The sequence below is a fragment of the Cryobacterium arcticum genome, assembly GCF_003185895.1.
Classification (GTDB): Bacteria; Actinomycetota; Actinomycetes; order Actinomycetales; family Microbacteriaceae; genus Cryobacterium; species Cryobacterium arcticum.
Map to the genome: position 1 here is coordinate 239,625 of NZ_QHLY01000009.1, position 14,915 is coordinate 254,539.

A 14,915-nucleotide genomic window follows, 5' to 3' on the forward strand; every position below is an offset into this window, starting at 1 on the left:
CCGCTTAGGCTGTCCACGATATGCAAGCCAGAGTCACCGCCATCATCGTCGCCCGCAACGGCGCTTCGCACCTTGAGCGAACTCTCGAGGCCCTTCGATCGCAGACCCGCCAGCCCGACACCGTCATAGCGGTCGATTGCGGGTCGAGCGACACCACCTCAGAGCTGCTGGCGGCGTTCGGCCCCACCCACTTCATCTCGGCGGATGCGTCGCTGTCGTTCGGCGCCGCCATCAATACCGCCATGCGAGTGCTCGACGAGCCCGCCGGAGACCACGAAATGCTCTGGCTGCTGGCGCAGGACAGCGCCCCCGCACCCAGTGCCTTGCGGAGCCTGCTGGCCGAACTCGAAATCGCCCCTTCCGTCGCCGTCGCCGGTCCTAAGGTCATGGAGTGGGTCGCCGACGACTACATCCACGATTTCGGCCAGTCGATGACCCCGTATGGGTCCACCGTGACCCTGGTCGAGAGCGAACTCGACCAGGAACAGCACGACGGCCTGAGCGACGTTCTCGCGGTCAGCGCCGGCGGCATGCTCGTGCGCCACAGCGTCTGGAACCTGCTCGGCGGCTTCGACCCCGCGCTGCCCATCGTCGACGATTCGCTCGACTTCTGCGTTCGGGTGCGCCTGGCGGGCTACCGTGTCTCCGTCGTGGCCGCCGCCAGGGTCAGTTCGGCCGGGGATGGCGTGGCCGGACCGGATGGTTCCTCCCGCGGTCGGGCCCGACGCCGCCGGGTGCGCGCGGAGCGGTCGGCCCAACTGCACCGCCGACTGGTCTACTCACCGGCCTGGGCGCTTCCCGTGCACTGGCTGTCGCTCATCCCGCTCGCTTTCCTTCGCTCCATCGGCGACCTCCTGCGCAAAGAACCGGGAGCGATCCTCGGCGAATTCTCCGCGGCGTTCGCTGCCGCGTTCCGGGGCGGCCGGGTCCGCACGGCGCGCACCAAGCTCGCCGCCACCCGCACCCTGAGCTGGTCCTCGATCGCGAGCCTCCGGGTCTCGGCGGCAGAGGTGCGCCGCCGGCACGCCCTCACCCGGGAGGCCGCACTCACCGGGGCCCGCGGCGACCGGCCGGAGATCCGGTTCTTCTCCGGCGGCGGCGCGTGGACCCTGCTGGCCGCTGCCGCTGTGGGCATCGCGATGCTGGCCCCCCTGATCGGCACCCAGGCCCTCGTCGGTGGCGGGCTGCTGCCGCTGTCCAGCACCATCGGTGACCTCTGGGCCAACGTGGGCTACGGCTGGCGCGACATCGGCCTGGGCTTCACCGGCGCGGCCGACCCGTTCGCCGCGATCCTCGCCATCCTCGGCAGCCTCACCTTCTGGTCGCCGTCGTTCGCCATCGTGCTGCTCTACCTGCTGGCCCTGCCGGCGGCCGCCTTCGACGCCTGGATGGCCGCCACCCGGCTGACCCATCGCGGGTCCATCCGCGCCGTCGCCGCCGTGCTCTGGGCGCTCTCACCCACCTTCCTCACCGCCATCGCCGCCGGCCGGCCGGCCGCGATCCTCGTGCACCTGCTGCTGCCCTGGCTGTTCTTCGCCGGGTTCGCCGCCGCCAGGTCCTGGTCGGCGTCGGGCTCCGCCGCCCTGCTGTTCGCCGCCATCGTCGCCTGCGCACCGTCCCTCGCGCCGGCGCTCCTGGTCGGCTGGGCCATCTGCGTGCTGGTCAGCGGCCGCAGTGTGATGCGCTTCATCGGCATCCCGCTTCCCGCACTGGCGCTGGCCATCCCACTGATCTGGGACCAGGGGTTGCGCGGAAACTGGCTGGCCCTGCTGGCCGACCCCGGAGTGCCGGTGCCCACCGACGTCGTCCCCACCTGGCAGCTGATCCTCGGATTCCCCGCGGGCGACTTCGGCGGCTGGACCCAGCTCCTCCCGCTCTGGGGTGGCGACGCCACCGTGGCCGGCTACGTGGTTCCGCTGCTCTTGATCCCCATGGCCGTGCTGGCCCTGCTCTCGCTTCTGCTGCCCGGCGCCCGCGGTGCGGCGTTCGCGCTCCTGACCGCCCTGCTCGGCCTCGCCACGGCGATCGGCGCCGGCCTGCTGTCGGTGGCGTCGGTGGGCGCCGAAGGCGTGTCGATCTGGCCCGGCAACGGACTCAGCCTGTACTGGCTCGGCATCGTCGGCGGCGTGGTGTTCGCCGCCCGCGGGCTGCACAAGGTGGCCATCGCACCCCTGATCGTGTCGGCAGTCGCCCTGGCCGTCGTCGCCCTGCCGCTGGCCGCTGCGCTGCCGCTGGGCACCTCTGTCGTGCAGGAGAGCATCGGGCGCACCCAGCCGGCTTTCGTCACCGCCGAGGCCGCCGTGGAACCCCGGGTCGGTACCCTGCAGATCACCCCGCAGCCCGACGGCGGCATCCTGGCCACCATCGTGCGGGGCACGGGGGAGCGGCTCGACGCGCAGTCCACGCTGAACAGCACGGCGACCGAACTCACCGCCGAACAGCTCGAGCTGGCCACGCTGGCCGGCAACCTCGCCTCGCAGAGCGGCCTGGATGCCTCGACCGACCTGGCCCGGTTCGGCATCCGCTTCGTCTTGTTGCGCCCAGCGGCCGCCACCCCGGCCGCGTGGGGAGACACCACCACCGTCACACCGGCGGCAACGGAGACCACCACCCGCACCACCACCTCGCTCGACGGCAACGCCGCCCTTGTTCCGGTAGGCGACACCGCCTTCGGCCAGCTCTGGCGCGCGGAGGCCGTGACCGACACCGCGACCAACGGCCAGATCCCCGCGGACGCCGGCGGGGCCTTCGGCCTGGTGACCGCGCTTATCGCCGCCCTCGTGATCGGCGCGACGGTGCTGCTGTCCATTCCCACCGGTGCCGGCCGCGAAGCCGTACGGCAGGCGCACCGGGACGCGATCCGCCGAGCCTCCCGGCTGAGCAAGCCGCCCAAGCCCACTAAGGCCGCCAAACCTGCCCGCGCTCCACGCGTGCCGCGCCCGCCACGCACCAAGCGGCCCGCCGGACGGCGAGTGAAGGGCGCACCGGGCGAAACGGCGCCCCCGAAACCGGTCGACGGCGTCGCCGACACCGACACTCCGGAGGATTCAGATCATGGCAACTAAGCGCAGGGTCGCCGTGCTCGGCGCCAGGCTCGCGGCCGGCCTGGTCGGCATCGTCATCGTGATCGTCGCTGTCGGCGGCTCTGCCGTCGTGCCGTGGCCAACGCTGGTGCGCGCCGCGCCGTCGACGCTGGTCACCCCGGTCGCCAGCGACCAGCTGCGGGTGTGCCCCGGACCGCTCCTCACCCTGGCCGAGGATTCCAGCCAGGCGGACACCGCGACCTCCGTCGGCCCGTTCGCGGCCACGTACGGGGCCCGCTCAGCCGGGTCCGGTACCAACGCGGTGACCGTGGACACCACCGACCTCTCGGCCGTCGACAACGCCGAAAGCGCGCGAGACGGTGCACCGATCATGCTCAGCGTTCCCGTCGAAGCCGGGGCCACTGAAGCGCCCCTGGTCGCCGGTGCCCAGTCGCAGGCCGCGGCCAGCGAGACCCTCGGCGGCCTGGCAGCCGCTGCCTGCACCGAAGCGTCCAGCGATTCCTGGCTCGTCAGCGGTTCCACCGATGTGGGCCGCACCAGCCTGGTGCTGCTGAGTAACCCGACCACCGTCGTGGCCTCGGTCGACCTCACCGTCTACGGCGAAGCCGGCGTTGTGGATGCGCCGGGTTCGACCGGTATCCTCGTGCAGCCCGGCAGTCAACGCATTGTGTCGCTGGCCGGACTCGCCCCGAACCTGCGCTCGCCCGTGGTGCACGTCACCGCCACCGGCGGCCAGGTCGCCGCCGCCCTGCAGCAGAGCCTCATTCGCGGCATCCAACCCGGCGGCGTCGAGCTGACCGGGGCGACGACATCACCGGATGTGACCCAGACCATCCCCGGTGTCGTCGTGACGACCCCGGGCGCCGACATCTCCACCGACGCCGGTGCGGTCTCGGAGGACACCCCGTCGGTACGCATCCTCGTGCCGGGCGACGCCGTGGCCACCGTCAGTGTGGGCGTGCTGAGCGAAGACGGCGCATCGACCGGCACCTCGCTCGAGGTCGAACTCCAGCCGGGCATCGCCACCGAGGTGCCGCTCAGCGGCGTCGTGGCCGGGAACTACACCGTGAAGCTGGCCGCAGACCAGCCCATCGTCGCCGCGGCCGTGACCACGACGACCGGCACCATCAGCCCCGACTTCAGCTGGGCCTCTGCGGCCGCGTCGCAGGACGGCGACTTCCTGGTGAGCGTCGCCGACGGCCCCGCGCCGACCCTGCACCTGGCCAACACCTCCGGCAGCGATGCCGACCTGACTCTCACCTCAGACACCGCCCCGAGCACGCAGGTCACGGTGCCGGCCGGTCAGTCCGCCGTGGTGCCGCTCACCGCCTCTGGCCAATACCTGGTCAGCGGCGGAGCGGGTATTGCGGCCGCCGTCGCCTATGCGGGCGACGGGCAGTCCGCGTCGTACACGATCAGCCCGATCGGCCCGTTGGCCGCCGCTATCCCGGTCTACTCGCACTGACCGGAACCCGTCCGCCCAAGGAGCCCGCCGTGACCGAAACCCCCGCTGCGCCGACTGCCGGCGCCGGCGTCCAACGCCACCTCCTGGTCACCGGCGGCGCCGGATTCATCGGCGGTGCCGTGGTCGAAGCCGCGCTCGAGCGGGGCTGGCGGGTGCGGGTGCTGGATTCGCTCCGCCGCGACGTGCACGGCGGTCTCCCCGCCGTGGATCCGCGGGTGGAGTTCGTGGTCGGCGACGTCACCGACCCCGCCGGAGTCGCGCACGCCCTGCGTGACATCGACGTGGTGTGCCACCAGGCCGCCAAGGTGGGGCTGGGCGTCGACTTCTCCGACGCGCCGGACTACGTGCACAGCAACGAAGTGGGCACTGCGGTGCTGCTGGCCGGCATGACCGCGGCGGGAATCGGCCAACTCGTGCTCGCGTCGTCCATGGTCGTCTACGGCGAGGGCAGCTACCGCAGCGCCGCCGGGTTCGCCCGACCGGGCCCGCGGCTCGCCGCCGACCTCGACGCCGGCAGGTTCGACCCGATCGATGAGGCGACCGGAGAGCCGCTCGAACCCGTGTTGGTCGGCGAAGACGACCCGCTCGACCCGCGCAACGTCTACGCGAGCAGCAAGCTCGGCCAGGAGTACCTCGCCACGGCGTGGAGCCGCAGCACCGGCGGCACCGCGGCCGCGCTGCGCTACCACAACGTCTATGGCCCCGGCATGCCGCAGAACACGCCATACGCCGGCGTCGCATCCCTGTTCAGGTCGGCCCTGCAGCGCGGCGAGGCACCGAGGGTGTTCGAAGACGGGCGGCAGCGCCGGGATTTTGTGCACGTACGCGACATCGCCTCGGCCAACCTGGCCGCCATCGACTGGACGGGCACGGCACGGGCCGGCGTCTTCCGCCCGTTCAACGTGGGCAGCGGCACCGTGCACACGATCGGCGACATGGCTACGGCCCTCAGCGCCGCTGCGGGCGGCCCGCCGCCCGTCGTGACCGGTGACTACCGCCTCGGCGACGTGCGGCACATCACCGCGTCGTCCGAACGGCTCCGCACCGAACTGGGCTGGACCCCGTCGGTGAGTTTCGAAGCCGGCATGCGCGAGTTCGCCACAGCGCCCCTGCGCGCAGCCGTAGTCTGAATCGCGGCCGTAGCCGGACCGTCAGGGTGCGGCGGGCGCCGCCTGCCCGGGCAGCAGGATGTCGAACCTGCAGCCGCCGCCGAAGTTCTGCACGGTGACCTCGCCCTGGTGCGCCCGGGCGATACCGTCGACGATCGCCAGCCCCAATCCGGCTCGGCCGTGGTCGGTCGATGCGGCGGCGGGGGTGCGGGGTTCGCTGCCGCGCCACCCGGCCTCGAACACCCGCTCCAGGTCGGCCGGATCGATGCCACCGGCGGCATCCTGCACCGAGATCACGGCGCGACCGTCGGCGTGCTCGGTTGCCGCCACCACGATGCCGCCGCCGGGCTCCGATTGCTGGATGGCGTTCATCACCAGGTTGCCGACGGCGCGGGAGAGCTCACGCGGGTCTGCCTGAATCGTCAGGCCCATCGCTCCCTCGAAGCGGAGGTCGAGGGATTTCGACCTGGCCACCGGGCCCAGGTCGGCCACGGTGTCACTGATCAGGTCGTACAGCGACACCTGCTCCAGCGCCAGCCGCAGCGTGCCGGAGTTGATGCGGGACAGCTCGAACAGGTCGTCAACCATTCCGTTCAGCCGGTCGACCTGGCTGCGGATCTGCCCGTAATACCGGCTCGGGTCCTCGACCATGTTGTCCTCGAGCGCCTCGGCCATCGCGCGGATGCCCGCCAGCGGCGTGCGCAGATCGTGCGAGATCCAGGCAACCAGTTCCCGGCGCGACTCTTCGATCCGGCCCTCGCGGTCGCGAGACTGCTGCAACCTCTGGTCGGTGGCGGCGAGCTCGTCGGCGAGGGCGGCGAATTCATTATTGCTGTGCCGCTCGGGGGCGGCGGGCGGCTCGCCCCGGCCGAGGTTTGCGGCGGCCAGCCTGAGATGCCGGCTGTCACGAACCAGCCAGGTGCCGAGCAACGCGGCCATCAGCAGGGAGACACATCCGGCCACCGCGGCCACGAAGTAGAAGACCGTGAGGTCGTGATCCGACACGTACATCAGCGATGCGGCCGCTGCCATCCCGCTCACGACGGACACCACGGTCGCGAACGCGACCACAACCAGCTGCAACACCAGGGAGAAGCGCGCCAACAGGCGCAGGGCGATGAGACCGACCGCCCCCACGATGATGGCGCAGGCCAAGGCGATGACGATCACGCTCATCAGACCGGTGAGAGTCATCGCTCGGCCTCCAGGCCCCGCTCGGCCTGCCGCGCCAGGCTGAGCGGCTCCGGGTCGAACCTGTAGCCGACTCCCCAGACCGTGTTCAAGAATTGTGGTCGGGTGGGGTCGGCTTCGATCTTCTCCCGCAACCGGCGCACATGCACCGTGACGGTGGAAAGGTCGCCGAAATCCCAGCCCCAGACCGACTTGAGCAGATCCTCCCGGCCGAGCGCCTGATGCGGGTGCGCGATCAGGTGGGCCAGCAGGTCGAACTCCCGGGCGGTGAGGACCAGCGGCTGGTCGAACATGCGCACCTCGTGCGCGGCCCGGTCGAGGCTGAACGGGCCGCAGGTCACGGTGTCGGCCGGCGCGGTGGGCTGCGGCGTGGAGCGGCGCAGCACCGAATGCACCCGCAACACGAGCTCCCGAGGCGAGAACGGCTTGGCGAGGTAATCGTCGGCTCCGGCTTCCAGGCCGTCGATCCGGTCTTCCTCCTGGTCGAGCGCGGTGAGCATGATCACCGGGATCGACCAGCCGGCCTTGATCCGCACACACACCTCGATACCGTCGAGCAGCGGAAGCATCCGGTCGAGCACGACCAGGTCGGGCCGTTCGGTCTCGGCCTGGTGCAGCCCGCTCAGTCCATCGGTGGCCTGGGCCACCGTGAACCCGGCGGCGCGCAGGTAACGGCAGACGATCTCGGACACCGTCGGGTCGTCGTCGATGACCAGGATGCGCTGTGCGGCGTCGGGCCGGGGGAGCCCCGTCGTTTGGGGTGGAGTCACCTTTGAAGACTAAACGGTGCGACCGGATGCCGCGAAGAGGAGGCATCCGGGAGGGGCGTTGAGATTCGTCCGCACTCCGTAACGTTTGACCCGGAGTGTCGCGTGGATGGTGCCCGTATGGTCGACGAATGAACGAATTTCGGGTCGACGTCGTGCTGCCGTGCCTCAACGAGGCCGGCGCGTTGCCCTGGCTGCTGGCCCGTTTGCCCGAGGGGTACCGGGCCATTGTGGTCGACAACGGGTCGACGGATGATTCGGCAGCCATCGCCGAGGCGGCGGGGGCGACCGTGGTGTTCGAAGCCCGCCGCGGCTTCGGTGCCGCGGCGCACGCCGGCCTCCTGCAGGCGACGGCGCCCATCGTGGCGTTCTGCGACGCCGACGCGTCGATGGACCCCAGCGACCTGCCACTCGTGGTCGACCCCGTCGCCGCCGGCGAGGCCGATTTGGTGCTCGGCCGGCGTCGTCCGACGACAGCCGGATCGTGGCCCCTGCATGCCCGGATAGCCAATTCCACTCTTTCTTGGCGACTGCGCCGAATAACAGGTGTGAACATCTACGACTTGGGCCCGATGCGGGCCGCCCGACGAGAAGACCTGTTGTCCCTCGATCTGCAGGACCGCCGCAGCGGCTACCCGCTGGAGGTGTTCCTGAAGGCTGCGAGCCGCGGGTGGCGCATCCGGGAGGTGGACACTCCCTACGCGCCCCGCGTGGGCCGCAGCAAGGTGACCGGAACCGTGCGCGGCACCCTCACCGCCATCACCGACATGTCGCGGCTGTTGAAGGAGGCTGGCAAATGACCACGCTGATCGTCATCGCCAAGGAGTGCCTTCCCGGCCGGGTGAAGACCCGCCTGCACCCGCCGCTCAGCCTCGAACAGGCCGCGAGCCTCGCCGCCGCGAGCCTGGACGACACGCTCGACGCCGTCGCCGCCCTGCGGGCGACGCGCCGAGTGCTCGCCTTCGACGGCCAGATCCCGCCCGCCGCCGCGTCCGGCTACGACGTGGTGCCGCAGGTGGCCGGCGGGCTGGACGCACGGCTCGGCGCCATCTTCGACGGATGCTCGGAACCTGCCCTGCTCATCGGCATGGACACCCCGCAGGTGACCGCCGAACTGCTCGCCCCGGTGTTCTCCGACTGGCCCGACGACGTCGACGCCTGGTTCGGCCCCGCCGCCGACGGCGGCTTCTGGGCCCTCGCCCTGCGCCACCCGAACGGTGACCTGATCCGGGGCGTGCCGATGTCACGGGACGACACGGGGGAACGCCAGCTCGCGCGGCTCCGGGCGGCGGGGTTGCGGGTGCGCCTGCTGCCCACCCTGACCGACGTCGACCACATCGACGACGCCCACACCGTCGCCGAGCTCGCCCCTGACGGTCGCTTCGCGGCTACTCTGGCCGGCTTCGGTGCCCTGCAGCTCAGCGAGGTGATCTGATGACGATGCTCTCGCCCCGCCCGGCCGTCGACCAGCCCACCACCTTCGGTTCCGGCGGCAGCGAACCTTATGCTGCTGCGCTGCAGAACGAATCCGCGACGCTGTACCTGCGCCACAGTGTGGGCGAGCTGCCGGCCTCGGCCACCATGGATGCCGGCCGCTGGAGCGCCGACGCCGACGCCACCGACCTGTCCCTTCTCGCGGGCGCGGCCGGTCCGGTGCTCGACATCGGCTGCGGCCCCGGGCGCATGATCCGGGCGGCGATGTCCACCGGCCTGGCCGCCCTCGGCGTCGACGTGTCGCCGACAGCGGTGCGGATCGCCACCGAGGCCGGGCTGGCGGTGCTCAACCGGTCGGTGTTCTCCGACATGCCGCTCGAGGGCGGCTGGGGAACAGCACTGCTGCTCGACGGCAACATCGGCATCGGCGGTGACGCCGGCGCGCTTCTCGCCCGCTGCGCGGAGCTGCTCGCCGACGACGGCGTCCTGCTGGTGGAGGTCAGCCCGCACCCCGAACGCGATCATGCCTTCGAGGGCACCCTGGAAGATACTCAGGGTCGGCGTAGTGACGTGTTTCCGTGGGCAGAGATCGGCATCGTGCCGCTGCGTGCCCGCGCATCCGCCGCCGGTCTGCGGGTGGCTCAGGACTGGCGACGCGACGGCCGTTGGTTCGCTCGCCTGGTGCGGGCATAGAACCACACCGAGACCGCCAGGCTCAGCAGCAGGAGCACCAGCCAGAACAGGCCCAGGTTCGCGGCATAGTCCAACGGGAGCACCGTCGGGTTCTTCGGGCCGAGCCGCTGCGCCACGATCTCGGGCAGCACCAGCAGCGTCATCAGCGAGCCGAGCACGATGGCGGCCTGCACCGTCACTATGACGGTGCCGGCCAGCCGGTGACCGGCCCGGCGGGTGAGCACGCCGAGGCCGAAGACCACAGGTGAGAGCACCGCGTCGTGCAGCACGATGGCACCACCGATCCACAGGACCACACCGGGCAGGCGCCCCAGGGCGACGGTGTCGAACAACACAAAGCCTCCCCAGGCCAGGCCGAGAAGACCGAGGGCGATAAACACGCCGCGCACGATGCGCATCCGCTGGGACACGGCCGGGGTGGATGCGGTCGGCTCGCCGCCGGACGTGGCCGGTGTGGTGGTGGTCATGCGTCGATCGCCTCGATCCGGCTGAGCCACTTGGTCTGCAGAACCCCGGGCCGGCCGGGCGCGATCAGGCGCGCCGGATAGCCGTGTTCGAGGTCGAGGATTTCGCCGTTGAGCTCGAGGGCCACCAGGGTCAGCGGGTCGCGCACATACTCCCGGCCCATCTCGGTCTGCTTGAAGCCGCCACGCTGCTCCAGGCTGATCATCCTGAAATCGCTCTCGGGCGAGGCGCCCACCTGGTCGACGAGGTCGCGCAGTCGCACCCCACGCCACGACGCCATCTGGCTCCAACCCTCCACGCAGGCGATCGGCAGGTCGACCGCGGTTTGCGGCAGGGCGGCCAATTCGGCCCGGCTGAAGGATCGTTCTGTGCTGCCGTGCGCCACGGTGAGCACCCAATCCGTGGCCAGGGCCGCGGTGCCGACCTTCGCCTGCGCCGACGTGCGATTGACCGGCACACCCTGCTGGCCGACACCCTTCTTACGCGGGCCGAAGACGTTGAGCCCGTCGAGTGGAGCAACGGTCTGGCCCGCCGTGAGGCCGACGACCGCGGTGACGCCTAGAGCGACGGTGGCGAGGAAGCCGCGCCGACTGGTGCGGGCGGGAAGGGCCGGGGTCGCGTCGATGTAGGAGAGCACCCGCCCCGTGATGCCGCCGGTGCGCGGCAGGCCGTCGCTGGACGTCTCAGTGGGGGTAGCCGCGATCACCGGCACCGATCGAGTGTCGACCGGGTGCCGTTCTTCCGGCGCCGGCGCGGGTGCGGCCCGCCAGTGCCGGGCGATCAGTGGCAACTTCACACCGATGTGCACCAGCAGCGACCCGATGATCACGAACGAGAGCGCGAAATGCACCTGTCTGAACGGGAACGGGAAGGGGTACCACTGGTAGGTGTTGAGCAGCCCGATCGTGATCTCCACTAGGGAAGCGCCCACGAAGAGCGCGATCGAGGCGCGTTCGAGGAAGTTCGCGAACGACTTGACCGGAGGGTACTGGAACAGTTGCGGAAAAACGACGTACAACTTGGCGAACAGCAGCGGAAAACAGGCGATGCCGGCCAGGATGTGCGTGCCCTGGGTGAACTGGTACAGCCCGGCCGGTCGGGTCGGGAAGCGCATCCAGGGCAGCGGCTCCTGCAGGAAATGGCTGTAGAGGCCGGTGCCGAAGCAGATCAGGAACGCCAGCGCGAGCAGGCGCCCGACGACGGTGGCCATCCGCGGATTTCGCACCGGAGAGGCGAGCTGGGCCCTGGCCTCGAACATCAATCGGCGCATAACCCATTGCACCACCTTGAGCGCGTTCCGGCGGTATGCAATCCTTACGGTTCGATGACGGGTCGCCGGTCGGTTCGGGCGACCCGCCTCGCTCGGGAAGGATGACAGGGTGCGTACAGCCGTCGTCTCGATTCTCCTGGCCGCCAGCGCGGCCCTGACCGCCTGGCTGGTTGCGGGGTTCGACCTGTTCCGGCCCACGCGCGACACCGTGCCCCTGCTGGTGGGTACGTTGGTGTTGTGGGCGCTTTTCGCCGCGGCGTTGCTGGCCCTCCGCCGGGTGAACGGCCGGGCGGTCACGGTGCTGATCGTGGCCGGGTCGGTGCTGATCGGCGGTGCCGCGATGGCCGGCCCGCCCAACACGAGCACGGACTCCGCCCGGTATGCCTGGGACGGCATCGTGCAGAATGCCGGGATTTCCCCGTATGCCTACGTGCCGGCAGACGAGCGACTGGACGGGTTGCGTCCGGACTGGCTCTTCCCCGCCCCGGTTCTCACCGATGGCGAGGCATCCTGCGAGGGCGAGCGAATCGAGACCGTCAACCGCGGGTCGGATGCACCGCTGTGTTCCGCGCTGAACCGCACCGAAGTACCCACCATCTATCCGCCCGCCGCCGAAATCTACTTCGCCGCGGTGCGCACCGTGACCGGCGCGGAGGCGGAATACTGGCCGCTGCAGCTGACCGGGCTGCTGCTCAGCGTCGGGATCACCGGGATGTTGCTGGTCGGTATGCGTCGTCGTGGCATCGACCCTCGTCATGCGGCGATCTGGGCGTGGTGCCCGCTGGTCGCGACCGAGGGCGTCACGAATTCACACGTCGACCTGCTGGCCGTGGCATTCACCCTTGCCGCTGCGTTCTGGGTCAGCAGCGGCAAGCAGCTCCGCGGTGGAATCATGCTCGGCGTCGCGATCGGGGTCAAGCTGATTCCGGCGATCGCCGCGCCGGCGATGCTCAAGCGACAGGGATGGAAGGTGTTGGCCGCCGCGGTGCTGACCTTCGCTCTGCTGTACGTGCCGTATGTGCTCGCCACCGGCATCGGCGTGCTCGGCTACCTGCCCGGTTACCTCACCGAGGAGGGCTACGAGGACGGGTCGCGGTTCGCGTTGGTGTCGCTGATCGCTCCGGGCAGCTCCGCGATAGTCGTGGCGGCGATCCTGCTGGCAGCCCTGGCGGCGGTCACGGTCTGGAAGACCGACCCCGACCGGCCGTGGCTGGGTCAACTGGTCATGATCGGGGGCACGCTGCTCGTTCTCAGCCCGCGCTACCCCTGGTACGCGCTGTTGCTGCTGCCGTTCATCGCACTCAGCGGCCGGTGGGAATGGCTGGCGATTCCGCTGGCCCTGACCGTGCGGCTGCTGGTGCCGTCACTCACGGTCACCCGGGTTTCGCTGGCGGTCGCGCTCGTCCTGATCCTGGTGATCTCGATGCGGCGGGCGGGGCCGGGAGCGTTTTCCCGCTGGCGGGCCGGGCTTCCGCGGCCCCTCGGGCGATCCGCCGACGGCCGGCTGTTGCGGGTCAGCGCGAGTAGCGCAGCACGTTCACTCCGGTGAACGCCCGTTCATCGTCGAGGGCGTAGCCCAGAGCGGCGAGCTTCGCGGTGACACTGGGCCTCCAGTCCTGCTTGTCGCTCGTCACCAACCAGACCGTGTCGATGCCGGCGAACCGGTCCGTCACCTCGTCGAGCGGGTAGCGGGTCTCCCACAGCTGACCGGTCTGGGCGGCGGGGGTCTTGAGCTTCACATCCAGTAACCCGGCAAATGCGTCCGGGTAGGAGTAAGCGATCACCCGGGTCGTCGCCGCGGGGTGTTGCCGCACCGGCCCGTAGATGATGGCGGCGTTGTCGTCTGGAGAGGCCGCTCGCTCGCTGGCGATGAAGGCGGACACCTCACTCCAGGAGGAGTTCTGTTTCGACTCCGGCATTCGCTGCGCGAGGAACTGCGGCGCCGCCAGGGCGATGAGCGCGACGATCGCCGTGACGACCAACCATCGGCGGTTGAGTGCGCGGAGACCCACACCGATCAGGATTCCGGCCGCCGGCGCGCAGAAGGTGAGATATCGCGGGGAGTACAGCGGCGAGACCACCAGTGACACGACGATCACTCCGAGCGTCGGCACCACCAACCAGGGCACGGCGATAGCCAGCAGGGACGGGTTCCGGGCCGTGACCCGAGCTGTGTCAGCGCCGGACATCGCCGGATCGCCCGGTCGGCGGGCCAGGCGGACGACCCCGACGAGGATCAGCGCCCAACCGGCCCAGGCGAAGGCGGGGTTGAGGTAGAACCACTGGGTGACCAGGGCAGACTCGACGGTCGACCAGCTGACAGGCTTGATCCAGCTCACCTGGCCGGCCTGCCGCACTACGGCGAGGGCGAACGGCAGCAGGACCAGGGCGGCTGCTGTCGAGACGACCGCCCAGCCCAGCAGCGACCGGTGTGCCGTCCGGTCGCCGCGACGCCGTCCGGCGAGGAAGGCCCATAGGGCGGTGGCTCCGTGGGCGGCGACCAGAAATGCGAGGTAGATGAACACGATCGTGCAGAGAGCGGTGGCGACGCCGTAGGCCGCCCACCACAACAGGCGGATACGGCGCGGTGCGGGCCCATGGCGCCAGGCCGCCAGGAAGAGCAGGGTCAGCGCAACGGCGAGGGTCGCGGTGAGTGCGTAGGAACGTCCCTCGGTGCCCATCCAGGTGACCCGGGGGAGTAGGCAGAACGCGACGCCGGCGAGAATCGCTGTGCTCCGTCCGGCCCGGGACGATACCAGCAGCACAATCAGCGCGGCGGCCACGCCCACGGCGACGGCGCTGGGTAGCCGCAGCGTGAACGGCGAATAGCCCACCAGGTCGAACCAGAGATGCATACCCGCGTAGTACAGCCCGTGCACGGCATCGACACTGCCGAGCATTCGGCCCAGTTCCGGCCAGCTGCGCATGGTCGCCGATACGGTGGCCGCCTCGTCGAACCACAACGAGGGCTGCCAGGCCCAGGCGAAGGTGAGCAGAGTGCCGATGATCCCGACCAGCAGAGCGTCGCGTCGCACTCTCGCTCGCGGCGGGCGGCCGGAGCCGGTGCCGACGCGACGTGCGATCGAGGCGGTGGTGGTCATTGCTTGGTCTCCCGTTCGTGCCCACTCGTCGCGGTCGTGGCCGCATGGCCACACTCGAGGGTAGGCGGCTTTCCGGGGAATTTACCCGGAGCAAACTCGCCGGGCATCAGGCGAGACGGGTGAATTCGGTGGTCGTCTGCGCCAGCCCGCCCCAGGCGGGCGGACCTGTGCGGGCTGCGCGCGCGGAGCGCGGATGAACGGACTCTCAGGCGCAGCCCCGCCCGCTGGTCGAGCTTGTCGAGACCTCGTGAGTTGTTCTTGGAGTGTGGCGGTGCACAAAAACGGCCGAGCGTCTGCTCGGCCGTTTTTCGTGTGTGTTGCTGGGTGTTACTTGGTGTTGACGGTGATGGTGGCGATGCCGACGAGGAGCTGGTCG

General features: G+C 70.4%; 12 protein-coding genes. 7 read left to right on the forward strand and 5 right to left on the reverse strand.

All coding sequences use genetic code 11. The features are described 5' to 3' along the window. Positions 1 to 20 precede the first annotated feature (20 nt). From CTB96_RS09150 to CTB96_RS09160, 3 genes are read left to right on the forward strand one after another with little or no spacing between them, the layout of a single operon-like run. Positions 21 to 3,065 carry a glycosyltransferase family 2 protein gene (locus CTB96_RS09150; RefSeq protein ID WP_110126612.1) on the forward strand — a complete coding sequence of 1,015 codons (3,045 nt, stop codon included), beginning with the start codon at positions 21 to 23 and terminating at the stop codon, positions 3,063 to 3,065. Continuing rightward, positions 3,055 to 4,509 carry a DUF5719 family protein gene (locus CTB96_RS09155; RefSeq protein WP_146215779.1) on the forward strand — a complete coding sequence of 485 codons (1,455 nt, stop codon included), beginning with the start codon at positions 3,055 to 3,057 and terminating at the stop codon, positions 4,507 to 4,509. The genes CTB96_RS09150 and CTB96_RS09155 overlap by 11 nt, the downstream gene beginning before the upstream one ends. A 29-nt stretch (positions 4,510 to 4,538) precedes the next feature. Then, complete coding sequence (locus CTB96_RS09160) at positions 4,539 to 5,639, forward strand: NAD-dependent epimerase/dehydratase family protein (protein WP_110126614.1); 1,101 nt, start codon at positions 4,539 to 4,541, stop codon at positions 5,637 to 5,639. Positions 5,640 to 5,660: 21 nt separating this feature from the next. On the opposite strand, the gene CTB96_RS09165 is transcribed toward CTB96_RS09160, so the two are convergent. Further along, positions 5,661 to 6,812 (reverse strand): sensor histidine kinase, encoded by a 1,152-nt coding sequence (locus tag CTB96_RS09165; RefSeq protein WP_110126615.1) that lies wholly within the window; start codon positions 6,810 to 6,812, stop codon positions 5,661 to 5,663. Beyond that, positions 6,809 to 7,579, reverse strand: coding sequence for a response regulator transcription factor (locus CTB96_RS09170; protein ID WP_110126616.1), 771 nt, complete (start codon positions 7,577 to 7,579; stop codon positions 6,809 to 6,811). Before CTB96_RS09170 ends, CTB96_RS09165 begins: the two co-directional genes overlap by 4 nt. Positions 7,580 to 7,707: 128 nt before the next feature. Between CTB96_RS09170 and CTB96_RS09175 the strand changes: the two genes are divergently transcribed. From CTB96_RS09175 to CTB96_RS09185, 3 genes are read left to right on the forward strand one after another with little or no spacing between them, the layout of a single operon-like run. Next, on the forward strand, positions 7,708 to 8,376 hold the full coding sequence (locus CTB96_RS09175) for a glycosyltransferase family 2 protein (protein WP_110126617.1): 669 nt from the start codon (positions 7,708 to 7,710) through the stop codon (positions 8,374 to 8,376). Then, positions 8,373 to 9,011 (forward strand): TIGR04282 family arsenosugar biosynthesis glycosyltransferase, encoded by a 639-nt coding sequence (locus CTB96_RS09180; RefSeq protein WP_110126618.1) that lies wholly within the window; start codon positions 8,373 to 8,375, stop codon positions 9,009 to 9,011. Before CTB96_RS09175 ends, CTB96_RS09180 begins: the two co-directional genes overlap by 4 nt. After that, the gene (locus CTB96_RS09185; protein ID WP_110126619.1) at positions 9,011 to 9,703 is read left to right on the forward strand and encodes a class I SAM-dependent methyltransferase; all 693 of its coding nucleotides are present in this window, start codon (positions 9,011 to 9,013) and stop codon (positions 9,701 to 9,703) included. Before CTB96_RS09180 ends, CTB96_RS09185 begins: the two co-directional genes overlap by 1 nt. Here the strand turns inward: CTB96_RS09185 and CTB96_RS09190 are convergent. Together CTB96_RS09190 and CTB96_RS09195 are read right to left on the reverse strand one after the other, a co-directional pair. Next, complete coding sequence (locus CTB96_RS09190) at positions 9,652 to 10,170, reverse strand: hypothetical protein (RefSeq protein ID WP_110126620.1); 519 nt, start codon at positions 10,168 to 10,170, stop codon at positions 9,652 to 9,654. The two genes, CTB96_RS09185 and CTB96_RS09190, sit on opposite strands and share 52 nt — an antisense overlap. Further along, the gene (locus CTB96_RS09195; protein WP_110126621.1) at positions 10,167 to 11,438 is read right to left on the reverse strand and encodes a molybdopterin-dependent oxidoreductase; all 1,272 of its coding nucleotides are present in this window, start codon (positions 11,436 to 11,438) and stop codon (positions 10,167 to 10,169) included. The genes CTB96_RS09190 and CTB96_RS09195 overlap by 4 nt, the downstream gene beginning before the upstream one ends. Before the next feature lie 109 nt (positions 11,439 to 11,547). Here CTB96_RS09195 and CTB96_RS09200 point away from each other — a divergent pair, with 109 nt between their 5' ends. Next, positions 11,548 to 12,987 carry a glycosyltransferase family 87 protein gene (locus tag CTB96_RS09200; RefSeq protein ID WP_110126622.1) on the forward strand — a complete coding sequence of 480 codons (1,440 nt, stop codon included), beginning with the start codon at positions 11,548 to 11,550 and terminating at the stop codon, positions 12,985 to 12,987. On the opposite strand, the gene CTB96_RS09205 is transcribed toward CTB96_RS09200, so the two are convergent. Then, on the reverse strand, positions 12,953 to 14,539 hold the full coding sequence (locus tag CTB96_RS09205; protein ID WP_110126623.1) for a glycosyltransferase family 39 protein: 1,587 nt from the start codon (positions 14,537 to 14,539) through the stop codon (positions 12,953 to 12,955). The genes CTB96_RS09200 and CTB96_RS09205 overlap by 35 nt on opposite strands. Positions 14,540 to 14,915 lie beyond the last annotated feature (376 nt).

Bases quoted from the DNA above. Each gene is read 5' to 3' on its own strand.
- CTB96_RS09150 (WP_110126612.1), top strand. From the start codon at position 21: ATGCAAGCCAGAGTCACCGCCATCATCGTCGCCCGCAACGGCGCTTCG.
- CTB96_RS09155 (WP_146215779.1), top strand. From the start codon at position 3,055: ATGGCAACTAAGCGCAGGGTCGCCGTGCTCGGCGCCAGGCTCGCGGCC.
- CTB96_RS09165 (WP_110126615.1), bottom strand. From the start codon at position 6,812: ATGACTCTCACCGGTCTGATGAGCGTGATCGTCATCGCCTTGGCCTGC.
- CTB96_RS09175 (WP_110126617.1), top strand. From the start codon at position 7,708: ATGAACGAATTTCGGGTCGACGTCGTGCTGCCGTGCCTCAACGAGGCC.
- CTB96_RS09180 (WP_110126618.1), top strand. From the start codon at position 8,373: ATGACCACGCTGATCGTCATCGCCAAGGAGTGCCTTCCCGGCCGGGTG.
- CTB96_RS09185 (WP_110126619.1), top strand. From the start codon at position 9,011: ATGACGATGCTCTCGCCCCGCCCGGCCGTCGACCAGCCCACCACCTTC.
- CTB96_RS09190 (WP_110126620.1), bottom strand. From the start codon at position 10,170: ATGACCACCACCACACCGGCCACGTCCGGCGGCGAGCCGACCGCATCC.
- CTB96_RS09195 (WP_110126621.1), bottom strand. From the start codon at position 11,438: ATGCGCCGATTGATGTTCGAGGCCAGGGCCCAGCTCGCCTCTCCGGTG.
- CTB96_RS09205 (WP_110126623.1), bottom strand. From the start codon at position 14,539: ATGACCACCACCGCCTCGATCGCACGTCGCGTCGGCACCGGCTCCGGC.